Origin of the sequence: Actinospineispora acaciae DSM 45401 (assembly GCF_000620785.1) — a bacterium.
GTDB classification, from domain to species: Bacteria; Actinomycetota; Actinomycetes; order Mycobacteriales; family Pseudonocardiaceae; genus Pseudonocardia; species Pseudonocardia acaciae.
This window is the reverse complement of record NZ_JIAI01000002.1, coordinates 813,649-835,325: the sequence shown is the minus strand read 5'-3', so window position 1 is coordinate 835,325 and position 21,677 is coordinate 813,649. Positions and strand designations below refer to the sequence as shown.

At 71.3% G+C, this 21,677-nt stretch carries 23 protein-coding genes; 12 read left to right on the top strand and 11 right to left on the bottom strand.

Going from position 1 to position 21,677, the window contains the following annotated elements; genetic code table 11:
* Window position 1 precedes the first annotated feature (1 nt).
* Window positions 2-508 (top strand): DUF3093 domain-containing protein, encoded by a 507-nt coding sequence (locus N912_RS0113550; RefSeq protein ID WP_245645269.1) that lies wholly within the window; start codon window positions 2-4, stop codon window positions 506-508.
* A gap of 44 nt (window positions 509-552) precedes the next feature.
* On the opposite strand, the gene N912_RS0113545 is transcribed toward N912_RS0113550, so the two are convergent.
* Window positions 553-852, bottom strand: a complete 300-nt coding sequence (locus tag N912_RS0113545; protein WP_028922855.1) for a DUF4193 domain-containing protein — start codon at window positions 850-852, stop codon at window positions 553-555.
* Between the two features lie 280 nt (window positions 853-1,132).
* Here N912_RS0113545 and cei point away from each other — a divergent pair, with 280 nt between their 5' ends.
* A complete protein-coding gene (gene cei, locus N912_RS51660; RefSeq protein ID WP_064745248.1) occupies window positions 1,133-1,792 on the top strand; it encodes an envelope integrity protein Cei in 660 nt (219 codons plus the stop codon).
* 117 nt (window positions 1,793-1,909) lie between these two features.
* Here the strand turns inward: cei and N912_RS0113535 are convergent, their stop codons facing one another.
* Window positions 1,910-2,722 (bottom strand): inositol monophosphatase family protein, encoded by an 813-nt coding sequence (locus N912_RS0113535; RefSeq protein ID WP_028922854.1) that lies wholly within the window; start codon window positions 2,720-2,722, stop codon window positions 1,910-1,912.
* A 207-nt stretch (window positions 2,723-2,929) separates the two neighbouring features.
* On the opposite strand from N912_RS0113535, the gene N912_RS0113530 reads away from it, so the two are divergent.
* Window positions 2,930-4,381 (top strand): RNA polymerase sigma factor, encoded by a 1,452-nt coding sequence (locus tag N912_RS0113530; RefSeq protein WP_084210855.1) that lies wholly within the window; start codon window positions 2,930-2,932, stop codon window positions 4,379-4,381.
* Between the two features lie 58 nt (window positions 4,382-4,439).
* On the opposite strand, the gene N912_RS0113525 is transcribed toward N912_RS0113530, so the two are convergent.
* A complete protein-coding gene (locus tag N912_RS0113525) occupies window positions 4,440-4,886 on the bottom strand; it encodes a hypothetical protein (protein WP_028922852.1) in 447 nt (148 codons plus the stop codon).
* 223 nt (window positions 4,887-5,109) lie between these two features.
* On the opposite strand from N912_RS0113525, the gene N912_RS0113520 reads away from it, so the two are divergent.
* Complete coding sequence (locus N912_RS0113520) at window positions 5,110-5,319, top strand: DUF7455 domain-containing protein (protein WP_028922851.1); 210 nt, start codon at window positions 5,110-5,112, stop codon at window positions 5,317-5,319.
* Window positions 5,320-5,695: 376 nt separating this feature from the next.
* The gene (locus tag N912_RS0113515) at window positions 5,696-5,878 is read left to right on the top strand and encodes a DUF7455 domain-containing protein (protein WP_028922850.1); all 183 of its coding nucleotides are present in this window, start codon (window positions 5,696-5,698) and stop codon (window positions 5,876-5,878) included.
* A gap of 80 nt (window positions 5,879-5,958) precedes the next feature.
* Here N912_RS0113515 and N912_RS0113510 read toward each other — a convergent pair whose 3' ends face one another.
* A complete protein-coding gene (locus N912_RS0113510; protein WP_084210854.1) occupies window positions 5,959-7,758 on the bottom strand; it encodes a DEAD/DEAH box helicase in 1,800 nt (599 codons plus the stop codon).
* Window positions 7,759-8,026: 268 nt separating this feature from the next.
* Here N912_RS0113510 and N912_RS51655 point away from each other — a divergent pair, with 268 nt between their 5' ends.
* A complete protein-coding gene (locus N912_RS51655) occupies window positions 8,027-9,088 on the top strand; it encodes a YihY/virulence factor BrkB family protein (protein ID WP_051580135.1) in 1,062 nt (353 codons plus the stop codon).
* On the opposite strand, the gene N912_RS0113500 is transcribed toward N912_RS51655, so the two are convergent.
* The 3 genes from N912_RS0113500 to N912_RS0113490 are packed head-to-tail and all read right to left on the bottom strand — an operon-like array spanning window position 9,052 to window position 10,267.
* Window positions 9,052-9,309 (bottom strand): DUF3039 domain-containing protein, encoded by a 258-nt coding sequence (locus N912_RS0113500; protein WP_064745247.1) that lies wholly within the window; start codon window positions 9,307-9,309, stop codon window positions 9,052-9,054. The two genes, N912_RS51655 and N912_RS0113500, sit on opposite strands and share 37 nt — an antisense overlap.
* 25 nt (window positions 9,310-9,334) lie before the next feature.
* Window positions 9,335-9,655, bottom strand: coding sequence for a DUF3099 domain-containing protein (locus tag N912_RS51650; protein WP_037064325.1), 321 nt, complete (start codon window positions 9,653-9,655; stop codon window positions 9,335-9,337).
* A gap of 33 nt (window positions 9,656-9,688) precedes the next feature.
* Window positions 9,689-10,267, bottom strand: coding sequence for an HhH-GPD-type base excision DNA repair protein (locus tag N912_RS0113490; RefSeq protein WP_028922847.1), 579 nt, complete (start codon window positions 10,265-10,267; stop codon window positions 9,689-9,691).
* Between the two features lie 70 nt (window positions 10,268-10,337).
* Here N912_RS0113490 and N912_RS51645 point away from each other — a divergent pair, with 70 nt between their 5' ends.
* Both N912_RS51645 and dtd read left to right on the top strand, forming a co-directional pair.
* Window positions 10,338-11,930, top strand: a complete 1,593-nt coding sequence (locus N912_RS51645; RefSeq protein ID WP_051580134.1) for a DUF7782 domain-containing protein — start codon at window positions 10,338-10,340, stop codon at window positions 11,928-11,930.
* Window positions 11,927-12,373: a D-aminoacyl-tRNA deacylase gene (gene dtd, locus N912_RS0113480; protein ID WP_028922846.1), complete on the top strand. Its 447-nt coding sequence runs from the start codon at window positions 11,927-11,929 to the stop codon at window positions 12,371-12,373. The genes N912_RS51645 and dtd overlap by 4 nt, the downstream gene beginning before the upstream one ends.
* Here dtd and N912_RS0113475 read toward each other — a convergent pair.
* The 3 genes from N912_RS0113475 to N912_RS60280 are packed head-to-tail and all read right to left on the bottom strand — an operon-like array spanning window position 12,370 to window position 15,089.
* Window positions 12,370-12,798, bottom strand: a complete 429-nt coding sequence (locus tag N912_RS0113475; protein ID WP_028922845.1) for a helix-turn-helix domain-containing protein — start codon at window positions 12,796-12,798, stop codon at window positions 12,370-12,372. The two genes, dtd and N912_RS0113475, sit on opposite strands and share 4 nt — an antisense overlap.
* Before the next feature lie 55 nt (window positions 12,799-12,853).
* Window positions 12,854-14,470: a PHA/PHB synthase family protein gene (locus N912_RS51640; RefSeq protein ID WP_037064322.1), complete on the bottom strand. Its 1,617-nt coding sequence runs from the start codon at window positions 14,468-14,470 to the stop codon at window positions 12,854-12,856.
* Entirely contained in the window at window positions 14,460-15,089 is a 630-nt protein-coding gene (locus tag N912_RS60280; RefSeq protein WP_051580132.1) for a hypothetical protein, read from the bottom strand. Before N912_RS60280 ends, N912_RS51640 begins: the two co-directional genes overlap by 11 nt.
* Window positions 15,090-15,259: 170 nt before the next feature.
* Here N912_RS60280 and N912_RS0113460 point away from each other — a divergent pair, with 170 nt between their 5' ends.
* The 4 genes from N912_RS0113460 to N912_RS0113445 all read left to right on the top strand — a co-directional run bounded on the left by N912_RS0113460 (window position 15,260) and on the right by N912_RS0113445 (window position 21,389).
* Window positions 15,260-16,270 (top strand): sigma-70 family RNA polymerase sigma factor, encoded by a 1,011-nt coding sequence (locus N912_RS0113460; RefSeq protein WP_084210852.1) that lies wholly within the window; start codon window positions 15,260-15,262, stop codon window positions 16,268-16,270.
* A 608-nt stretch (window positions 16,271-16,878) separates the two neighbouring features.
* Entirely contained in the window at window positions 16,879-18,636 is a 1,758-nt protein-coding gene (locus N912_RS0113455; RefSeq protein ID WP_156993527.1) for a hypothetical protein, read from the top strand.
* A 225-nt stretch (window positions 18,637-18,861) separates the two neighbouring features.
* A complete protein-coding gene (locus tag N912_RS51630) occupies window positions 18,862-19,674 on the top strand; it encodes a right-handed parallel beta-helix repeat-containing protein (RefSeq protein WP_051580131.1) in 813 nt (270 codons plus the stop codon).
* 41 nt (window positions 19,675-19,715) lie between these two features.
* A complete protein-coding gene (locus N912_RS0113445; RefSeq protein WP_028922842.1) occupies window positions 19,716-21,389 on the top strand; it encodes a fumarate hydratase in 1,674 nt (557 codons plus the stop codon).
* Here N912_RS0113445 and N912_RS0113440 read toward each other — a convergent pair.
* A complete protein-coding gene (locus tag N912_RS0113440; RefSeq protein WP_037064318.1) occupies window positions 21,386-21,670 on the bottom strand; it encodes a DUF1905 domain-containing protein in 285 nt (94 codons plus the stop codon). The two genes, N912_RS0113445 and N912_RS0113440, sit on opposite strands and share 4 nt — an antisense overlap.
* Window positions 21,671-21,677: the final 7 nt, after the last annotated feature.

Here is a 21,677-nt window from a genome sequence, read left to right as displayed (position 1 = left end):
AGTGACCACCCGCCGCCACATGACCCGGCCTGCGCCCTCCGGCGCCCCGCGGTTCGACGAACGGTTGTCGGTGCCCTGGTGGTGGTGGCCGGCCGGGTTCGCGGTGATCGCGTTGATCGAGGTCAGCGTCCGCCTCGGCCATCCCGGGGTGCCGGCCTGGATACCGGTGCTGGTGATGGTGCCGCTGCTGGCGACGGCGCTGCTGCGGCTCGGCCGGGTTCGGATCACGCTGACCGAGCGGCGGGACGGCGAGCAACTGCTGAGGGTCGGGCCGGCGCGGCTGCCCGCCCGGTTCATCGCCGATGCGTCGGTGGTCCCCGCCAAGGACAAGCAGGTGGCGCTGGGTCCCGAGCTGGACCCGTCGGCCTATGTGCTGCACCGCCCGTGGATAGGTTCGATGGTGCGCGTGACGCTGAACGACCCAGCCGACCCAACGCCGTACTGGATCTTCAGCGCCCGCCGCCCGGAGGCACTCCTGCGGTGCCTCCGGACCGGTCGTTCCGGCTGACCCGACCCACGCCGTACGGCGCGTGTCGACTCAGCCACGTCGGTCTAGGCGCAGTCCATGCAGATCGGCTGCCCGTTGTGGTGCGCAGCCAGCCGGCTGCGGTGGATCACCAGGAAACAGCTCGAACAGGTGAACTCGTCGGCCTGCTTGGGCAGTACCTTCACCGTCAGCTCTTCGCCGGAGAGGTCGGCCCCGGGCAGCTCGAAGCTCTCCGCCGTGTCCGACTCATCCACGTCGACCACCGCGGACTGTGCTTCGTTCCGACGCGCCTTCAGCTCCTCGAGGGAGTCTTCCGCCATGTCATCTGTCTCATTGCGGCGCGGTGCGTCGTAGTCGGTCGCCATTGCTCCCACCCTCAACAACTCTGTCTCTCTGTCGTGCTGCGGCACAACGTCCCAGCCCGGTCTTTTGTGCCCGGCATTGGGGTGACGCGCGTCTCATCCTGGTGAAAACGGCGGTGCTATCCGCCCTCCGCTCGCCCGTCCCCTGGGTTCGCCGGCGTCGCCAGGCGCAGAGGGTAGCTCAGCGATCCGTCAGAACCCACCGCGATTAGCTCGCGTCGCCCCGTTCTTTGCCCGCCGTCACAATTAGGGTGCTCGCTGTGACCGGAAAGCCCGCCGCGTGATGCCTCCCTCGCAACGATGGGGCTGGCTCGCGCGCTACCCCCAGCCGAAGCCCTACCAGCGGCGCAGCGCGCGCCCGGTGGCGGTCGTCGTCAGCGTGCTCACCGTGCTGGTGGTCGTCACCTGGACGGTCGTGCTGAGCACCGCCGGGGACGCCCCGTCGGGCGCGGTGTGCCCGCCGCCGAGCGCGGCCCCGCCCGGCCAGCCCGAGATCGGGGTCGCGCAGCCGCCGTCCGCCCTGGACCAGGTCGCGCCCGCGTCCCCGACCACCGTCCGGATCCGGGTGCTCAACGGCGGCGGGCAGCGCGGCCAGGCAAACCTGGTGGCCAGCCAGCTCGGCGACCTCGGCTTCACCGAGGCGGGCGACCCGAACAACGACCCCTTCTACCCGACCGGCAACCTCGCCTGCCGGGGCAACCTGCGCTACGGCCCGAACGGCGCCCCGGCGGCCCGCACCATCGGCCTGGTGCTCCCCTGCCTGGCGCTGATCAGGGACAACCGCGCCGACGACACGGTGGACGTGGCGGTCGGCACGCTGTTCGGCGAGGTCCACGCGGGCAAGGCGGCCAAGGACGCCCTGAGCCAGCTCAGCGCCCCCTCCGGCCAGCCCGTCTCCGTAGACCCCCAACTCCTCGCCAAAGCCCGCGCCGTCCGCTGCTGACCCCCAACCAACCCCCGCGAGTCGCGCGTCTCAGCACAGTGAGTCGCGCGTTCCAGCACACACCCCCGTGTGCTCAAACACGCGACTCAGTGTGCCCAAACGCGCGACTCGCGGGCCTTAGACCCCGCCGGCCCCCAGCTCGGACAGCGCGTCGGTGAGCTGGGCGTCGATGCCCGGGGCGGCCACCACTATCGCGTCCCCGAACGGCGCCGCCGGGTCCGGCGCGTGCACGGCCGCACCCGCCTCGCTGGCCACCAGCGCGCCGGCCGCCCAGTCCCACGGGTTGATGCCGTGCTCGTAGTAGCCGTCCAGCCAGCCGGCGGCCACCGCGCACAGGTCCAGCGATGCCGCGCCGCCGCGCCGGATGTCGCGCACCCGGGACAGCAGCCCGGTGGCCAGCTCGCCCTGCCGGACCCGCCGGCCCCGGTGGTAGCTGAACCCGGTGCCGATCAGCGCCAGGTCCAGCCGCTCGGCGCCCGACGCCCGCAGCGGCTCGCCGTCCAGGCTCGCGCCACCGCCGGCCGCCGCGCTCCACACCCGCCCCGAGGCCGGCTCGACCACCGCGCCGGCCAGCGCCGCGCCGTCCCTGGTGACCGCCACCGACACCGCGTACCAGGGGTAGCCGTAGAGGTAGTTGACGGTGCCGTCGATCGGGTCGATGACCCAGCACAGCTGTCCCTCGGCGGGCGAAGCGGCCCCGTCCATGCCGGCCTCCTCGCCCAGCACCGCGTCACCGGGCCGCAGCTCGGCCAGCCGCCCGCGCAGCAGCCGCTCGGTCTCGGTGTCGGCGGCGGTCACCACGTCGGTGTCGGTGGACTTGGTCCGCACCTGGGTGATGGCCCGAGCCCGCAACCCCGCCGCGACCTCGGCCGCTTCGCCCGCGAGCCGCGTCGCCACCGCGCGCAACGCCTCCGGATCGCTCCTGTCCATGACGCTATTCGAGCACATTCACCGGCGCGCACAGCACTTCCGACGCCACTGTCGGAAACTCCGGGGCAACGCGCCGGAGCCCGAGGCCAGCGAGGTCTGCCGGGTGCTCGTTACAATGTCGCTGTGCCCGCGCCGGGGCGTACCGGCCAATTGGTCGGACAGGCTCGACGGGCACCCCTGGAGCTGAGGGCAGCCGGCCAGTTCGGAATGTCACTCGCCAAGCCGAAACGTCGCGAAAGGGCCCCTGTGGCAGCCGTAGAACCCGTAACCAAACCGGATCCGACCGTCGACGGCGCGGCGGCCCCCGCCCGGCGGACCCGCCGGACCTCCGCGACCGGAACCAAGACGGCAACCCGATCCCGCGGCACCGCCAAGACCGCCAAGCCCGAGAAGTCGGGCCGGGCCAAGACGAAGTCCGCCAAGGGCGCGCCGGCCGACGAGGCCGCGCTCGCCGACGGCGAGGACATGGACCTCGACGCCGCCAGCCCCGACGTCGACGACCTCACCGATGTCGACTCCGACGTCGCCCTGGACGAGGACGACGAGGTCGACGCCTCCGAGGAAGGGGCGGACGGAGCGGCGATCAGCATCGCCGCCTCGGACGACGACGAGGACGACGACGTCGCCGAGGAGCCTGGTAAGAGCGCCTCCCCGGCCGCCCGCAAGTCCGGCGACTTCGTCTGGGACGAGGAGGAGTCGGAGGCGCTGCGGCAGGCCCGCAAGGACGCCGAGCTCACCGCCTCGGCGGACTCCGTCCGCGCATACCTCAAGCAGATCGGCAAGGTCGCGCTGCTCAACGCCGAGGAGGAGGTGGAGCTGGCCAAGCGGATCGAGGCCGGCCTCTACGCCGCCGAGCGGCTGCGCAAGATGGCCGACACGGACAAGACCGCCGCCCCGCAGATGCGCCGCGACCTGCGCTGGATCGTGCGCGACGGGGAGCGGGCCAAGAACCACCTGCTCGAGGCCAACCTGCGGCTGGTGGTCTCGCTGGCCAAGCGCTACACCGGGCGCGGAATGGCCTTCCTCGATCTGATCCAGGAAGGCAACCTCGGCCTGATCCGCGCGGTGGAGAAGTTCGACTACACCAAGGGCTACAAGTTCTCCACCTACGCCACCTGGTGGATCCGCCAGGCCATCACCCGCGCCATGGCCGACCAGGCCCGCACCATTCGTATTCCGGTGCACATGGTCGAGGTGATCAACAAGCTGGGTCGAATCCAGCGTGAGCTGCTCCAGGACCTCGGCCGCGAGCCGACCCCCGAGGAGCTCGCCAAGGAAATGGACATCACCCCGGAGAAGGTGCTGGAGATCCAGCAGTACGCCCGGGAGCCCATCTCGCTGGACCAGACCATCGGCGACGAGGGCGACAGCCAGCTCGGCGACTTCATCGAGGACTCCGAGGCAGTGGTCGCGGTGGACGCGGTGTCGTTCACCCTGCTGCAGGACCAGCTGCAGTCCGTGCTGGCCACCCTGTCCGAGCGCGAGGCCGGCGTGGTCAGGCTGCGCTTCGGCCTCACCGACGGCCAGCCGCGCACCCTGGACGAGATCGGCCAGGTCTACGGCGTGACCCGCGAGCGCATCCGCCAGATCGAGTCCAAGACCATGTCCAAGCTGCGCCACCCGTCGCGGTCGCAGGTTCTCCGCGACTACCTGGACTAGGCAAGACACCCCGATACGGGCCTCCGAGCCGCACCCCGGCTCGGAGGCCCGCGTCGTCTCAGGCCGCCAGCCGGGTCCCGTGCGGGCGCAGGTGGTGCAGCACGCTGGGAGCGGGACCCTCGGGCTCGGCCCGGGACACGGCCCCGGCCAGCAGCGTCACCCGCACCCACATCGGCGCCAGGTCGCTGACCCGCAGCTCGGACATGCCCATCGCGGCCAGCAGGCGCGGCGCGGCGGCCAGCACGTCGGCTGCCAACTGGCCGGGCCGCAGCCGGACCGTGAACACGGTGGGGTCGCCGGTCCTGACGATGGTGCCGATCCGGGGCACCGCCGACGTCCATCCGCTGGCGGTCGGGATGTGGTCGCAGAGCCCGGCCGCGATGCAGCCCTCCCGCCACAGCGCCGTGACCTCCCGGCGCCGGCAGTCCTCGAGCCAGGCCTCGGATTCACCCGTACGAGTCCGCTCCGGCTCCTGGCCGAACCGACGACGCAGCTGGCTGATCATCACGCACTCCCCCTCCGGGATTCGCTTCGAACAGGCTTCTGACCTGCGCCGATAGCATCCATCCCGGCCCGGGTCCGGTGCGATGGAGGACACCCCCGAACCGCCCCGGCAACGCCCGACACTCTCGCTGGGGGTAACCCGACCGAGAAGGTGGGGTAACAGCGGAAGTTTGGCCGTCGACGTTTCGGGTACAACTTCGCCATACAAGAGAATGGAGACCGCGATGTCTGCCATCGAGGCCGCGTCACTACGCGGAACCCAGCCACTCCCGGTCTCCGAGCGGTGCGACAGGTGCGGCGCGGTGGCCAAGGTCAGAGCCGTCCTGTCCAACGGCGGTGAGCTCTTGTTCTGCGGCCAGCACGCCCGGGCACACGAGGCCCGGCTGCGCCAGGCGGCGGTCACCCTCGAGTCGGTGGGCGCCACACGTTCCTAGGCACCGGTGCCGGCCCACGGTGACGCACGGTGAGATCCGCCGGGACACGCGCGAGCCCGCCGGAGAATCGTGTGCTCATCGTCTCCTTCCTGATGGTCGGACACGGTCCACCCAGGGAGACCAACCGGCCACGAGCTGTGACGGACGGTGCCAGAGTGCCTGGACAGCGGCCCGCCGCCGTACGCCGTCCGCGCCGCGCGGCGGGCCCCAGTACGCCGATTCAGGCGCCACATCACCGTGACGGAGGTCGCGTCTGTGTCGGGAACACGTGCACAGGTGCCAAACGTCTGGAAGAGTGTCGGCATCGCGCACGCGCGGTGACGTCCCGCACGAGGGCACCGGGTAAGACCGGTGTCGGAGACGGAGGAGGCAGCCAATGCCAGGAACACTTGTCCGGCCCGAGCTCACCGCCGCCGACCGCTGCGACCGCTGCGGGGCAGCGGCAAAGGTTCGCGCCGTACTGCCGTCCGGCGGCGAGTTGTTGTTCTGCGGGCACCACGCGCGCGCCCACGAGGCCAAGCTCCGCGAGTTGGCAGTCGAGCTGCAGTCCGGCGCCTGACGCCGCGACACCCACAACCGACCACCGCCGAAGGGGGCGGGGACCGCGACCGGTCCTCGCCCCCTTCGTCGTACTCAGGCTCAGCGCCAGGTGCGCAGCGTGGCGATCCGTTCCTCGAGCTGCTCGGCGGTGGCCATCGCGGTCGGCGGGCCGCCGCAGGAGCGGCGCAGCTCGCCGTGAATGACCCCGTGCGGCTTCCCGGTGCGGTGGTGGTGCAGGGCGACCAGGGTGTTGAGCTCCTTGCGCAGCCCGTTGAGCCGCTCGCGCACCGAGACCGCCGGCCGTGACGCCGCCGGTGCCGGCGCGGCCGGTTCGGGCGATGCGGACGCGGCGGAGCGGTCCGCGAGCTGGCGCTCTTGGCGCTGCCGCAGCAATGCCCGCACCTGGTCCGGCTCCAGCAGGCCCGGCAGGCCCAGGAAGTCGTGCTCCTCGTCGGTGCCGGCGAAGGTGGCGGTGCCGAACGACGACCCGTCGTAGATGACCTGGTCCAGCTCGGCGTCCGCGCCCAGCGAGGTGAACGCCTTCTCGTCCTCGCCCGGCTCGTCCCGCTCGGCCTGCGCGGCGGCCAGCAGCTCGTCGTCCCAGCCCTCCTTGGGCCGGTCCGGCTTGCCCAGCACGTGGTCGCGCTGCGCCTCCAGCGCGCTGGCCAGCTCCAGCAGCGCCGGCACGCTGGGCAGGAACACGCTGGCCGTCTCCCCCGGCCGGCGGGCGCGCACGAACCGGCCGACCGCCTGGGCGAAGAACAGCGGGGTGGACGCGCTGGTGGCGTACACGCCGACGGCCAGCCGGGGCACGTCCACGCCCTCGCTGACCATCCGCACCGCGACCAGCCAGCGGTCGTCGGAAGCGGCGAACGCCGCGATCCGGGCCGAGGCGCCGGCCTCGTCGGAGAGCACCAGCACCGGGGGCGTGCCGGTCAGCCGGTGCAGCAGGCCGGCGTAGGCGCGGGCGGTGCTCTGGTCGGAGGCGATCAGCAGGCCACCGGCGTCCGGGACGCCGCCGGAGCGCAGCTGGGACAGCCGGGTGTCGGCGGCGCCGAGCACGGCGGAGATCCACTCGCCGTTCGGGTCCAGCGCGGTGCGCCAGGCCCGCGCGGTCTGCTCGGCGGTCAGCGGCTCGCCGAGGCGGGCGGTGAACTCCTCGCCCGCGCTGGTGCGCCAGCTGGCCTGCCCGGAGTACGCCAGGAACACCACCGGCCGGACCACGCCGTCGCGCAGCGCGTCGGAGTAGCCGTAGGAGTGGTCGGCCTTGCTGTGCAGCACGCCCTCGCCGTCCGGCTCGTAGGTCACGAACGGGATCGGGTTGTCGTCGCTGCGGAACGGGGTGCCGGTCAGCGCCAGGCGGCGCACGGCCGGCTCGAACGCCTCCCGGACCGCGTCGCCCCAGGACTTGGCGTCCCCGGCGTGGTGCACCTCGTCGAGCACCACCAGGGTGCGGCGGTTCTCGGTGCGCACCCGGTGCAGGGTCGGGTGCGCGGCCACCTGCGCGTAGGTGAGCACGGCGCCGTGGTAGTCGGCCGAGGTGGCGCCGCTGGTGTTGCGGAACTCCGGGTCCAGCGCGATGCCGACCCGACCGGCGGCCTCCGCCCACTGGTACTTCAGGTGCTCGGTCGGGGTGACCACCGTGACCGCGCCCACCGTCCGGTCGGCGAGCAGCTCGGAGGCGATGCGCAGCCCGAACGTGGTCTTGCCCGCGCCCGGGGTGGCCGCCGCCAGGAAGTCCTTGGGCCGGGCGGCCAGGTAGCGGGCCAGCGCGCGCCGCTGCCAGGCCCGGAGCCCGGGTCCGGCTGTTTCCGTGACCACCGCCGACGATGAACCCGGTTCCGACACGCGACTCCTCTCCCCCGGCGCCCATCCCCCACAGGACGACGGCCGTGCCATGCCTCGCTGCCGGCGCCCGGCCGGTGATGGCCCCCGGGCACCGGCGTCCGGACGCGGCGGCGCTGCCGCGTCGGGTCCGTCCGGATTCCCCTCCAGCCACCTCTCGCGGTGGCGAGCCCGCCCACGGCCGCGTCGATGAGGACGGGCGCCGCGCGGGCACCCGAACTCTAATCGACGCCCTTCGTGATCTTGTCCCCGGTCGGCGCGGCGCGCGGCGGGGACACCGAGGTCGATGTATCGAGCCCGGTACAGCACACTGAAAGGTGACATGAGGACGCAGGACGACTCCGGCGAGCCGAAGAAGGCCGCCGACGCGGGCGCGGGAACCGGCTCCAAGGGCCGGCGCCTGATGGCGCGCACGCTGTCCAAGTCCTGGGACGACGGCATCTTCGCGATGGCCGCGCAGGCCGCCTACTGGGAGGCGCTGTCGCTGCCGCCGCTGCTGCTCGGGCTGTTCGGCAGCATGGGCTACGTGGCCGGCTGGTTCGGCCCGGAGACGCTCAGCTCGGTGCAGCACGGCATCGTCCGGTTCTCCAACACCATCTTCAGCCATGAGGTTGTCACCCAGGCGATCGAACCCACAGTGGTGGACATCCTCCGCCAGGGCCGCCCGGACATCGTCTCGGTGGGCTTCCTGATCGCGCTGTTCGCCGGCTCCTCGGCGGTGTCCTCGCTGGTCGACTCGATCACCTTCGCGCACGAGCAGTACAGCATCCGCCACCCGGTCTGGCAGCGGATCTTCGCGCTGCTCATCTACCTGGCCGCGCTGGTGGTGATGGTGGTGACGCTGCCGCTGGTGACGCTCGGGCCCGAGCTGCTCGGCAAGATACTGCCCAGCTCGTGGACCTCGTCGGCGCTGAACCTGATCAACATGTTCTACACCCCGGCCGTGCTGGTGGTGATCGTGGTGGGCCTGACCACGCTGTACAAGGCGGCGCTGCCGCGCAGCCTGCCCTTCCTCCGGCTGCTACCCGGCGCGGTGCTGGCCATGCTGGTGTTCGCGATCTCCGCCACCGGGCTGCGCGTCTACATCTCGGCGATCACCAGGACCGGCTACACCTACGGGGCGCTGGCAACGCCGATCGCGTTCCTGCTGTTCGCGTTCCTGATCGGGTTCGCGGTGGTGCTCGGCGCGCAGCTCAACAACGCCATCCAGGAGATCTGGCCGGTGCACCCCAGCGAGCGCCGGCACCGCATCCAGACCAAGCTGGGCATCCGCAGGCTGGCCGTCGCGCTGCGCGGCGGGGACGCGCCGGCGCCGAGGCGGGCCCGGCCGTCGGGCACCCGGGTCGGCTACTCCTCGCCGCCCCCGGGCGGCAGCGACTCGTAGATCTTCTTGCAGTCCGGGCAGACCGGTGAGCCGGGCTTGGGCGAGCGCGTGACCGGGAACCGCTCCCCGCACAGCGCCTCCACCATGTTGCCGAGCACGGCGCTCTCGGTGATCTTCTCCTTGCGGACGTAGTGGAACATCTTCGGGTCGTCGTCACCCGTGGAGTCGGTGCCCTCGGGGCGGGTGTCGACGTCGGGCAGCGTCTGGGTCGAAGTGCTCACGTCACCATCATGCCGCGGCGGGCCGTCAGGGATCGAGACCCCTGCGCTCCTCCGACCGCTGTGGCGGTGCCTCCAGCTCGCCCCGGTAGCGCCGGAAGCCGGACCGCTTGATCGGCAGCCGGTCGTTGGCGATGATCACCGCCATCCACGGCAACGGGATGGACAGGATGATCAGCCCGGCGGCCAGCCAGGGCGTCTGGTAGAACAGCGCGGCCAGCACCAGGCAGGGCACGCGCAGCCCCATCATGATCGAGTACCGGCGGCGGCGCGCGGTCAGCTCGTCGTCGTGCGACCTGGCGGCGTCGGTGATCACAATCGGGGTGTCGTCCGGCTCCGGGTGCTTCACGACACCACCTCCCGGCTCGTCGCGGGGTCCACGCTACGCCTTGGCCTTGGCCTTCGCTTTCATCTCCTGCTTGAACGCCCTGACCTTGCCCAGGCTCTGCTGGTCGACCACGTCCGCGACCGACCGGAAGGCGCCCTGGTCGCCGTAGTTGCCGGCGGCCTCCCGCCAGCCCGCCGGGGTGACGCCGCGCTGCTTGCCCAGCAGCGCCAGGAAGATCTTCGCCTTCTGCTCGCCGAACCCGGGCAGCTCCTTGAGCCGCTTCAGGACCGTGGCGCCGTCCGGGTCGTCGCGCGTCCAGATGGCCTCCACCTGGCCGTCGTAGTGCTCGATCAGGTACTGGGCGAGGGTCTGCAGCCGCTTGGCCATCGAGCCGGGGAAGCGGTGCACGGCCGGGCGCTGGGCGACCACCGAGGCGAACTGCTCCGGGTCGGTCTCCGCGACCACCCGGACGTCCAACCCGCCCATCCGGTCCGCGATGTCCTTCGGCCCCCGGAACGCCTTCTCCATCGGGATCTGCTGGTCGAGAAGCATGCCGAACAGCAATGCCAGCGGGCTGCTGGCGAGCAGCTCGTCCGCCTCCGGGTCCTGCGCGAGGCACAGCGTCGTCGTCATCGGACAAGCATCCCACGGCCGAGAGAGGAGGTGCCGACACGCGCCAAACCAACGATGACAGGATTCAGGCATGCTTCCCCGGTTGACACCCGACCTGTGCGCGGGCCTGCGCGCGGCCTTCGAGCGAACCGGCTACCAGGTCGACGGCGTGCCCGAGCTGCTCGGCGAGACCGCGCACGCCGCGCTGGGCCGTGACGAGCCGGTGCCAGCGCGCCTGGCCAGCCGCGCGGGCGGCCCGCTCGGCACCCTGGTGCGGTTGTTCCTGCTCGGCGACACCGAGCCGGAGGACGCGGTGGCCGAGGCGCTGGCCCCGGTCACTGTCGCGGACGCGCTGCACGCCGGCCTGCTGCGGCGCGGCCCGGCCTCGACCACCAACGGCTCCGGGTCCGGATCCGGGCTGGCCGCCGCGCTGGACGTCCGCCCGCACGGCGACGACCACGGGTCCTGGTGGGTGGTCTCCGACCTGGACCTCGGCCGGCTCAGCGGGGCCGCCCGCGCGCTGCCCGCCGACCACGTGCTCGGCGTCGGGCAGGCGTCGCTGAGCCTGGCCAGGGCCACCGTGCGCCGCCCGGTGGGCCGGCTGCTGGACCTGGGCACCGGGTGCGGGGTGCAGGCGCTGCACGGCGCGCGCTACGCCGAGCGCCTGGTGGCCACCGACGTGAACCCGCGCGCGCTGGCGCTGGCCGCCGCCACCTTCGAGCTCAGCGGCGTGGACGTGGAGCTGCGCGGCGGCTCCTGGCTGGAGCCGGTGGCCGGCCAGCGGTTCGACCAGATCGTGAGCAACCCGCCGTTCGTGGCCGGCCCGCCCCGGGTTCGGCACACCTACCGCGACTCAGGGCTGGCCGGCGACGAGGTGGCGGCCAGGCTGGTCGGGGCGCTGCCGGGGCTGCTCGCCGAGGGCGGGGTGGCCCAGCTGCTGGCCTGCTGGCTGCACGTGCGCGGGCAGGACTGGCCGGAGCGGGTGTGCTCCTGGCTGCCCGCCTCGGGCGCGGTGGACGCCTGGTTCGTGCAGCGCGAGGTGGCCGACCCCGCCATGTACGTGGGCACCTGGCTGCGCGACTCCGGGATCGACCCGGCCTCGCGGATCGGCCGCAGGGAGGCCGAGGAGTGGCTGACCTGGTTCGACGCCCAGGGCGTGGAGGGCGTCGGGTTCGGGTTCGTCACGCTGCGCCGCACCGGCCGGGGCGGGGCCGAGCCGACGGTGCTGTGCGAGGACGTGCGGGACGCGCTGGCCGACCCGCTCGGCGTGGAGACCGCGGGCTGGCTGGACCGGGTGGACTGGCTGCGCCGGCACGGCGACGACGACGGGCTGCTGTCCGCGCGGCTGGCCGTGGCGCCCTCGGTGCGCCTGGAGCAGCACGCCGAGCCCGGCCCCGACGGCTGGCGGCCCGGCCTGCGGGTGGTGCGCCGGGTGGACGGTCCGGGGTGGCGGCACGAGGTGGACGAGCCGGCCGCCGCGCTGCTGGCCGGCTGCCAGGGCATGCTGCCGCTCGGCGAGCTGCTGGCGCTGCTCGCGGTCGCGCACGACCGGCCCACCGACGAGCTGGTGGCGGCCAGCCTGCCGGCGGTGCGCGAGCTGGTCCGGCACGGGCTGCTGGTCCCGGCGCAGTGGTCGGAGGTCTCCTCCCCGGTGGCCGCCGGCGTGGGGCAGGCCTACGGATGAGGGCGGTGGCCGCCAGGGTGACCCGCGCGGCGGTCCGGGTGGACGGCGAGGTGGTGGGCGAGATCGACGAGCCCGGCCTGCTGGTGCTGCTCGGGGTGCACCGCGAGGACGGCCCGGAGCAGGCCGGCACCATCGCCCGCAAGCTGCACGAGCTTCGGGTGCTGCGCGACGAGCGGTCCTGCGCCGACTCCGGCGCGCCGCTGCTGGTGGTCAGCCAGTTCACCCTCTACGGCGAGACCCGCAAGGGCCGGCGCCCCTCGTGGTCGGCCGCCGCGCCGCCGGAGCGCGCGACGGAGCTGGTCGACGCGGTGGTGACGGCGCTGCGCGAGCGCGGGGCGCGGGTGGCCACCGGCAGGTTCGGCGCCATGATGGCCGTGGAGTCGGTCAACGACGGGCCGTTCACCGTGCTCGTCGAGGTGCCGCCGAACGGCGGGGCCGGCTAGGCCGGCGAGGACCCGTCCAGGAAGCTGCGGTACACGCCGATCAGCGCCTCCCGCTGCGCCGGCGACAGCCGGGGGTCGCGGCGGATGCAGCCCTCGGTGTCGACGGGCGGCTCGGGCGGATCCGGGCTGTGGCCGTTGCCGGACATCATCCAGCCGGCCTGGGCGAGCATCTGCTCGGTGCTCAGGTGCAGCGCGTCGGCGATGGAGCGCAGCACCTTGAGCGAGGGCTGGTGCAGGCCCCTCTCGATCTGGCTCAGGTAGGCGTTGGACACCCTGGTCAGGCCGGCCATCTCGCGCAGCGAGAGGTTCGCCAGGTGTCGCTGCGCGCGGATGAACTCGCCCAGCGCGTCCATCTGCGCCGCCCACGGATCGGCGCGGGGGCGCTTGGCCCCGTCTGCTGAGTCGTCGGACGGTTGCTCGCTCATCCCCCCATTGTGGTACCCGATCGATCGGTTGACCCAGTGGCGTGTGAGGAGGCCGTCACGATGAATGGACGTACAAGCCCGGGGCGTCCGCCAGCGGCGGGTGGGCGCGGCTGCCCGTCGGCGGGGGCCGGCGCCGCCCGCCCGCGCGCGCCGCGATCCACGGCGTCCAGTCCTCCCACCAGCTCGCCGCGCGCTCCCGCGCCCGCCGCCGCCAGCCCTCCGCGTCCGCCGGCAGCTCGTCGGGCGCCACGCTCAGGTACCGCGACCTGTCCGAACCCGGCGGGTTGACCACGCCGGCGATGTGCCCGGCGTTGGACAGCACGAACCGCACCCGCCCGCCGAGCAGCCGCGCGCCGGCGTAGACCGAGCGCCACGGGGCGATGTGGTCGGCCTCGGCGGCGACCAGGTAGGCGTCCTGGCGGACCCGGCCGAGGTCCAGCCGCTCGCCGGCCAGCTCCATCCGCCCGGTGGCCAGCCTGTTCTCCAGGTAGCAGCCGCGCAGGTACTCCCGCTGCATGGCCGCCGGCATCCGGGTGGCGTCCGCGTTCCAGGCCAGCAGGTCAAGCGGCACCGGCTCCTCGCCGAGCAGCCACCCGCTGACCACGTAGTTCCACACCAGCTCGGCCGGGCGCAGCGCGTCGAAGGTGGCCTTCATCCACTCCGCCGGCAGGTACCCGGCGCGGCGCATCACCCGTTCCAGGCCCCACACCGCGCGCTGGTCGGTGAACGGCGCGAGCGGGCCCGGCTCGGCGAAGTCCAGCAGGGTGTTCATCAGGGTCAGCGAGGCGACGCCGGGTTCGCCCCTGGCTGCCAGCCAGGCGGCGCTGGCCCCGGCCAGGGTGCCGCCCAGGCACAGCGCGACCACGTTCGCCTCCGGCTCCCCGGTGATCTCCGCGATCACCGCGAGCGCGGCCAGCGGGCCTTCGCGCAGGTAGTCGCTCATGTCCAGGCCGCGCAGGCCCTCGTCCGGGTTGCGGTAGCTGAGCGCGAAGCAGGTGTGGCCGTGGCGCACCGCCCAGTCCACCAGGCTGCGGCCCGGGGCCAGGTCCAGGATGTAGTACTTGTTGATCCACGGCGGGCTGAACAGCATCGGCACCCGGTGCACCGTCTCGGTGCGCGGCTCGTACTGGATCAGCTCGACCAGCCGGTTCCGGAAGACCACCTTGCCGGGGGTGCACGCCAGGTCCCTGCCGACCCGGAACCGTCCCGGCGTGACCTGGCGCGGGGCGCCATGGTTGGTCACCAGGTCGCGGACCATGTTGCGCGCGCCGAGGACCAGGCTCTTCCCGCCGGTGTCGAGCGCGCGTCGCAGCACCGTCGGGTTGGTCAGCGGGAAGTTGGACGGCGCGAGCGCCTCGACGAGCTGCTCGACCGCGAAATCCACCTTCCGCCGGCCGTCCCGGTCCAGCTCGGCGGTGCTCGCCAGCGCGCGCAGGTACCTGGCAAGCAGCGCGTGCTGGCGGCCGCACAGGGCGAACCAGGCGTTCGCGGGCTCCGGTCCGTCGTCGAGGGCGCGCGCCAGGGAGTCGAGCGTCCCCGACAGGTAGTCGAGGGTGGCGGTGGCGACCGGGAACGGGCGGCCGGCCAGCGAGGCGCCCGCGCGGAACAGCGCGCCGCCGAACCCCGCAGGGTCGCGCCGGGCGACCCAGTCCGCCACCGGCTCAGAGACCACCGGTGGCCAGCCCGGCGAACCGGGAGTCCTTGTCGTGGCCCAGCGCCGCGTAGGCGTGCAGCTCGCTCCAGAACGGCACCGACCCGATCGGGTACCGCTCGGCCGGCACCTCGCTCTGGTCACGGCCGGTAACCAGGTCGGCGAGCGTGAGCGCCGGCACGTAGAGGTCCGCCTGCACGATGCTGAACACCGGCGAGGCGTCGTCGGGGCCGACGTAGAGGTGCCCGACCAGCGGAGTGAGCCTGGGCACCTCGGCCAGCCGGCGGCGAGCCACCCTCAGCCGCTCCGACCGGCCGGCCGGCGCGTCCCCCCACCCGTGCCACCAGAAGCCGTTCTGTTCGACGTCGAACAGCAGGCCCTCGACGGGGCCGTCCACCAGCTCCCGGGTGCCCGGCTCGTCCCCGAAGCGCCAGTCCGGGCACGCGATACCGTCGTTTGTCGAGGTCACCGGGTACGCCCGTGCCAGCACCGCCCGCCACAGCCCGGGCATCCGCACCCCGAACGCCCGCTCCGCCCGGTCCAGCTCCGCCTCGGTCAGCCCGGCCGCGAGCGTGACGCCCCGCTGCCCGTCCAGCCAGCCGACCAGCCCCGCCACCAGCTCCGGATCCGTCCGTGCCATGCCGGGACCGTAGCCGATTCCCCAGCCGGTTCTCAGGAACGGCCGGCAGTGTGCTAGACCACGTACCCGAACTGGGAACGATTGTCCCCCCTGATGCGTATTACATGGTGAGCCGCGAAACGGGCACCCAGGAGTCAGTCCGTAGCGGCACGCGTAGGGAGGGACCGCACATGACCGCGCCAACGAACGTCATCGAACCCGGGGTCGCGACGACTCCGGCGTCGGCGAGCCCAGAGCTCGAGCCGTCCGCCGAAGAGCTGGACGCCCAGAGTCCAGCCGCCGACCTGGTGCGTGTCTACCTCAACGGGATCGGCAAGCGCGCCCTGTTGACCGCCGAGCAGGAAGTCGACCTTGCCAAGCGCATCGAGGCCGGGGTTTTCGCCAACCACGTTCTGAACACAGAACAGAACATACCCGCTCGGCGCGCCGCGGACCTGCGGGCGCTGGTACGAGACGGCGAACGGGCCCGTACCCACCTGCTGGAGGCCAACCTGCGACTGGTGGTCTCGCTGGCCAAGCGGTACACCGGCCGGGGCATGCCGCTGCTGGACCTGATCCAGGAGGGCAACCTGGGCCTGATCCGCGCCGTGGAGAAGTTCGACTACGCCAAGGGCTTCAAGTTCTCCACCTACGCCACCTGGTGGATCCGCCAGGCCATCACCCGGGGCATGGCCGACCAGGCCCGCACCATCCGGCTGCCGGTGCACCTGGTCGAGCAGGTCAACAAGATCGCCCGGGTGAAGCGGGACCTGCACCAGCGCCTCGGCCGCGACGCCACCCACGAGGAGATCGCCGACGAGTCCGGCCTGCCGGTCGAGAAGATCTCCGACCTGCTGGACCACTCGCGCGACCCGGTGAGCCTGGACATGCCGGTGGGCACCGAGGAGGAGGCCCCGCTCGGCGACTTCATCGAGGACGCCGAGGCCACCGACGCCGAGACCACCGTGATCTCGCACCTGCTGCACGACGACCTGCGCCGCGTGCTGGCCACCCTGGACGAGCGCGAGCAGAACGTGATCCGGATGCGCTACGGGCTCGACGACGGCCAGCCGCGCACCCTGGACCAGATCGGCCGCACCTTCGGCCTGTCCCGGGAGCGGGTCCGCCAGATCGAGCGCGAGGTCATGGCCAAGCTCCGCGTCGGCGACCGGGCGAACCGGCTGCGCGCCTACGCAAGCTGAGACCGGGGTTGGGGTGAGGTGTGCTCGCGGGGAGCGCTCGCCACGGGCGGTCTCAGCGGTGACGTTGGGGGGCCGAGCCCCCCAGGCCCCCCACGGTGCGAGCTCCTCCTGACCCGGCGTGGGCGCGTTGGGTTTGGACCAGCGCCTGGTTCTAGCGATGGTCAACGGGACGACACTGCTGCTTACGAGCCCGTGACGAGGCAGCGGTGTCGTCCCGTTGACTTTTTGACGAGGCCGGCGAGCCACCGACCGGCCCGGGCGGGCGCGCCACCGTTCGCTACGGTCCCGCCCGGCGATCGCTTGCGCCAGGAGGTCCCTCGGTTGGGTCAGTTCCATGGGGCTGCTCGCACGGAATGAGCCACCTTCGCGAAACCCGGCCGCATCGCTACGGCCGATCTGATCATTTCTGAGATCATATGGCGCTACTCGCCAGATGCAAGTATTACTTGCTTCGACAAAGCTTGAACGCGATGGAGATCGCGTTTCATCGCCGGCCGGGTCATCGTTACCGAGATGTAGCTGCTCACGCCGCGGGGCGGATTGACCACTCCTTGATCATGCGCCACACTCAGTGCCCCGAGTCACAGCAGCCGGCCTTAGGAGCTAGCGTGGAAGACTCCAGGCATATAAGGCCCTTTCTCCGCAAGAATCTCGTTTACCTCCCCGATATTGTTGCCGTCGCCGCGGCGATCGCGGTGTTCATCAAGGCTAATGTCACATCCATCAGCAACGAGACTCTGGTGCAGACCGCGAGCGGCCTGCTCGCGCTCATGGTGATGACATTGCTGATCTTGCGAGTTACAAAGATCGAAAAAATGGATGACGGCTTGAGTGTGATCCAGCGGGAAGTCAAGCGTTCGGGCGCACTGGAGGAACGCTTGAGCAGCAATACCTCACGTATCGCCACTCGCCTGTCGGAAATAGCCAGGTTTCTCGAGGGTGGATCGCTCGATGAACGCCTGCGGGCGACCGCGCTCAGCTCGAACAGTTCGTTACAGAACTTCCACGCCGCGGGGATCACTCATGTTCATGCGTCGCTGCAGGAAGTCGACCTGGTCGACGAGTTCGGAAGAGCCAGGCGCTCGATTCGAATAATCTCCACCTGGGTGGGATGCCTGCTGTCGTTGGGCGAGGTCCTCGTCGCAAAGGCTCGGGAGGGGTGTGAGATACGTATTCTCGTCGTCCAGCACACCTCCACGTTCGCCAGGCTCCGAAGCCTGGAGCTCGACCCCGGCAACGAGGACACCGCACCGCGCAGCATCGCTAATGAGCTCTGCGAGTTCAACAGGATCTTCCACCAGCACCCGGACGTCAAAGGCAAGATACAGGTCAAGGCCTACGACGCGCGGCCTCCGATGTGCCTCTTCTCTTATGACCACACCCGGCTGTTGGGCTCGCTCTGGCCCGGCGTCAACGCGATGGACGGGCCTTTCATACGCGTTGTGGGCGAAGGTGACCCATCGGTGCAACTGACGCTGGGCCGCCTGGCCGACAGCGCATTCGAGAGGGTCTGGAACGACAGGACGACGTGCTACGTCCGCGTGATAGATGGGGTTCCGGAGTACACCGACCGACCGGAGCTCGCCTGGTACGCCGAAGGGCAGATATTCGCATCGATTCTCGACGACTACGATCAACTCGACGCAACCGAAGGCAAAGAAGGCCAGCAGAAGGTGGTCAACTCGGTCGCACGAGACGAGGGCCGCGCGCGGGTGGCGGCACTCGAACTACACCAGAAGCTTCGCTCGAAAGAATTTGGCGCGGCGGCCAAACTCGTCAGAATCCTTGATGCCGCCGACTCATTGAAGTATGCGGAGACGGTACTGATCGAAGCAATCGATGCCGGGTACACACAGTTCCGGCAGCCACTCATCAAGTTCTTCCTTCAGTCCGCCCGGGAAGCGGAGGCAGAGACCCTTCTTCGGCAGGGCGTTGTTGAAGGCGACTACTTCTCCATTTTCCGGCTCGTACAGCACCTGGACGCCTCCGGCCGAAGCGATGAGGTCGAGCCCGTACTTCGGGATGGAGCGGCGGCGCGGAACTCCAGAGCCCGCCGTAGTCTCATCAACCTGCTGGACACAACGAATCGGTCGTTCGAAGCGAATCAGCTGCTGGGCACCTGGTACTCGGCAGGGGACTCGATATCGGGCCACGATCTGGCGGTGCGTCTGCATGCCGACGGGGACGTCGACAGGGCCACGAAGATCCTGTTGAAGCTGGCCGAGCTCGGAGACGCCGATGCACAGAGAAGGTTGACCGACCTGAAGGGCGAGCTCTACCCGCACGCCGGCGATCAGGTCCCCGGTTTCAGGCTGACCCTGGTCTCCGACCCGGACCAAGGCGCCCAGGGCCGGGGTCGCTCCTAGTGTCGTGTAAACGACACTAGAACCCCGCGTCGGTGCGACCCGTAGCCTGTGGGTATGAGGTCGCTATCACACCCGGTGTCGCTTGGCTGCGGTCTGGCCGCCGTCCTGGTTCTTGCCGCGTGTGGCGGCGAACCGTCCCGGGGCGGGGGGCCGGAGGGGTCCTCGCCGAGCGCGCCGTCGTCGCCAACCGCTCCGATTCCGCCGGCCGCGCCGGGGGCGCCCGGTGTGGGCACGCCGATTGCGCAGGCGGACTGCACCAAGCAGGCGGCGGATCCGGCCAGCGCGCAGCGGGCGCTCGCCGAGGCGGCGCCCGGTGACCGGGTCTGCCTGTCCGGGAACGTGGGGCGCGTCGAGGTCCGGCGTTCCGGGACGCCGACGCAGCCGATCTCCGTGCTCGGTGGCGGGAAGGTCGTCACCGAGGGAGTGACGGTCGAGGCCGACAACGTGCTCATTGACGGGGTCAACGCCGACAAGCCGAAGGCTCCGGGCATGTTGCTGCGGGGTAACAACATCACCGTTCAGAACAGCGCGATCGTCAGCCCCAGGGAGGGCGATGGGGACGGGATCCGGTTCTTCGGGACCAACATCAGGATTCTGCACAACCTGGTTCGCAACACCGTCGGCACCAAGGAGAGACATGCCGACGCGTTGCAGACCTTCGCCACCTCGGAGCAGTACCCGGCCAGCCGGGACATTCTCATCGAGGCGAACAGGTTCGAGGACATCGCCAACATCTGCCTGATCGCCGAGGGGCCGAACAGCGAGGCCGGCGACGGCAGCGGCGAGGGAACGACGACGAACATCGTGTTCCGCAACAACTTCTGCCAGAACGGAGCCGGTCAGGCGCTGCTGTTCGACGATGTCAGCAACGTGACGGTGCAGGACAACGAGATCGTCGGTGACGTCGAGAACGGGATCATCCTCAAGAACAAGTCCACCGGCGCCCGGGTGGGCGGGAACAAGATCGCCCCGCATATCGAGTCCGAGATCTGGGTGGACGACTCCTCGAAGAGCGGTTACCAGGGCCCCCGGGGATAGCGAGCGCTGAGGCGGCGCGTGGCGGCAGGTAACGTGAGGCGGTGCCCGAGTTCAGTTACGTTGACGTGCTGCCTCTCGGCCCGGACGACACCGAGTACCGCCGGCTCGACCTGGGTGGCGTGACGCCGCTGCGGGTCGACGGCCGCGAGTTCCTCCGGATCGAGCCCACCACCCTGACCGGCCTGGTCAAGGCCGCCGTCACCGACATCCAGCACCTGCTCCGCCCGTCCCACCTCGCGCAGCTGCGGGCGATCATCGACGACCCGGAGGCCAGCCCGAACGACCGGTTCGTGGCCACCGACCTGATCCGCAACGCCTGCGTGTCGGCCGGCGGCGTGCTGCCGATGTGCCAGGACACCGGCACCGCGATCGTGATCGGCAAGCGCAGCGAAGGCGTGTTGACGGCGGGCACGGGTGACACCGACGAGGCCGCCGTGTCCCGGGGCGTGTTCGAGGCGTACCAGGAGCTGAACCTGCGCTACTCGCAGATGGCCCCGACCGGGTTCTGGGACGAGCGCAACACCGGGACCAACCTGCCCGCCCAGGTCGAGCTGTACCACCTGGCCGGCGCCGAGCCCCGCTACGAGTTCCTGGTGCTGGCCAAGGGCGGCGGGTCGGCCAACAAGACGTTCCTCTACCAGGAGACCAAGGCGCTGCTGAACCCGACGCGGCTGGCCGCGTTCCTGGACGAGAAGCTGCGCTCGCTGGGCACCTCGGCGTGCCCGCCGTACCACCTGGCCGTCGTCGTCGGCGGGATGTCCGCCGAGTACACCCTGAAGGTCGCCAAGCTGGCCTCGGCGCGCTACCTGGACACCCTGCCCGAGCGGCCCTCCGGGCTGGGCGACGCGTTCCGCGACCGCGACCTCGAGGCCCAGGTCCTGGAGCTGACCAGGAACTTCGGCATCGGCGCCCAGTTCGGCGGCAAGTACTTCTGCCACGACGTGCGGGTGGTCAGGCTGCCCCGGCACGGCGCCTCGCTGCCCGTCGGCATCGCGGTGTCCTGCTCGGCCGACCGGCAGGCCAAGGCGAAGATCACCGCCGACGGGGTGTTCCTGGAGCAGCTGGAGCGCGACCCGGCCAGGTACCTGCCGGACACCAGCGCCGACGAGCTGGCCAACGCCTCGAACGGGGCCTCGGACGTGGTCCGGGTGGACCTCAACCGGCCGATGTCCGAGATCCGGGCGCAGCTGTCGCGCCTGCCGGTCAAGACCCGCCTGGCGCTGACCGGCCCGATGATCGTGGCCAGGGACATCGCGCACGCCAAGATCGCCGAGCGGCTGGACGCCGGCGAGCCGATGCCCGCCTACCTGCGCGACCACCCCGTCTACTACGCCGGCCCGGCCAAGACCCCGGCCGGCTACGCCTCCGGCTCGTTCGGCCCGACCACCGCCGGCCGGATGGACTCCTACGTGCCCCGGTTCCAGGCCGCCGGCGGGTCGCTGGTCATGCTGGCGAAGGGCAATCGGTCCCGCCAGGTCACCGAGTCGTGCGCCGAGCACGGCGGGTTCTACCTCGGCTCGATCGGCGGGCAGGCCGCCAAGCTGGCCCAGGAGTGCATCCGCAAGGTGGACGTGCTGGAGTACCCCGAGCTGGGCATGGAGGCGGTCTGGCGGATTGAGGTGGAAGACTTCCCCGCGTTCATCGTGGTCGACGACAAGGGCAACGACTTCTTCGCCTCGACCAGCCAGCCCACGCTCCAGGTCAGCTTCCGCTAGAGACGCTCGGTCAGGCGGACGGTGACGGCGTCGCCCGCTCCCTTGCCGATCGCCTTGCGGACGTCCGCCTTCACCGGCAGCTTGTGCGTCCCGTCCCCGAGCGCCATGAACGAGCTCCGGAACGGGTGGCCGTCGATGGTCCCCCTGACCTTGACCAGCCCCCTGGTACCGAAGTACTCCGCCGACCCCGGCATCACCACGTAGGTCCACCCGCCGTCGCTGGAGCTCTTGACCAGCGTCGCGCTGAACTCCCTGTCCAACGCCCCTGCCTTGCTCGCCATCGCCGTT

What these genes read in the sequence shown, in the direction of transcription:
- N912_RS0113545 (WP_028922855.1), bottom strand. Translation starts at nt 852, where the DNA reads ATGGCGACCGACTACGACGCACCGCGCCGCAATGAGACAGATGACATG.
- cei (WP_064745248.1), top strand. Translation starts at nt 1,133, where the DNA reads ATGCCTCCCTCGCAACGATGGGGCTGGCTCGCGCGCTACCCCCAGCCG.
- N912_RS0113535 (WP_028922854.1), bottom strand. Translation starts at nt 2,722, where the DNA reads ATGGACAGGAGCGATCCGGAGGCGTTGCGCGCGGTGGCGACGCGGCTC.
- N912_RS0113530 (WP_084210855.1), top strand. Translation starts at nt 2,930, where the DNA reads ATGTCACTCGCCAAGCCGAAACGTCGCGAAAGGGCCCCTGTGGCAGCC.
- N912_RS0113525 (WP_028922852.1), bottom strand. Translation starts at nt 4,886, where the DNA reads ATGATCAGCCAGCTGCGTCGTCGGTTCGGCCAGGAGCCGGAGCGGACT.
- N912_RS0113520 (WP_028922851.1), top strand. Translation starts at nt 5,110, where the DNA reads ATGTCTGCCATCGAGGCCGCGTCACTACGCGGAACCCAGCCACTCCCG.
- N912_RS0113515 (WP_028922850.1), top strand. Translation starts at nt 5,696, where the DNA reads ATGCCAGGAACACTTGTCCGGCCCGAGCTCACCGCCGCCGACCGCTGC.
- N912_RS0113510 (WP_084210854.1), bottom strand. Translation starts at nt 7,758, where the DNA reads ATGGCACGGCCGTCGTCCTGTGGGGGATGGGCGCCGGGGGAGAGGAGT.
- N912_RS51655 (WP_051580135.1), top strand. Translation starts at nt 8,027, where the DNA reads ATGAGGACGCAGGACGACTCCGGCGAGCCGAAGAAGGCCGCCGACGCG.
- N912_RS0113490 (WP_028922847.1), bottom strand. Translation starts at nt 10,267, where the DNA reads ATGACGACGACGCTGTGCCTCGCGCAGGACCCGGAGGCGGACGAGCTG.
- N912_RS51645 (WP_051580134.1), top strand. Translation starts at nt 10,338, where the DNA reads ATGCTTCCCCGGTTGACACCCGACCTGTGCGCGGGCCTGCGCGCGGCC.
- dtd (WP_028922846.1), top strand. Translation starts at nt 11,927, where the DNA reads ATGAGGGCGGTGGCCGCCAGGGTGACCCGCGCGGCGGTCCGGGTGGAC.
- N912_RS0113475 (WP_028922845.1), bottom strand. Translation starts at nt 12,798, where the DNA reads ATGAGCGAGCAACCGTCCGACGACTCAGCAGACGGGGCCAAGCGCCCC.
- N912_RS60280 (WP_051580132.1), bottom strand. Translation starts at nt 15,089, where the DNA reads ATGGCACGGACGGATCCGGAGCTGGTGGCGGGGCTGGTCGGCTGGCTG.
- N912_RS0113460 (WP_084210852.1), top strand. Translation starts at nt 15,260, where the DNA reads ATGACCGCGCCAACGAACGTCATCGAACCCGGGGTCGCGACGACTCCG.
- N912_RS0113440 (WP_037064318.1), bottom strand. Translation starts at nt 21,670, where the DNA reads ATGGCGAGCAAGGCAGGGGCGTTGGACAGGGAGTTCAGCGCGACGCTG.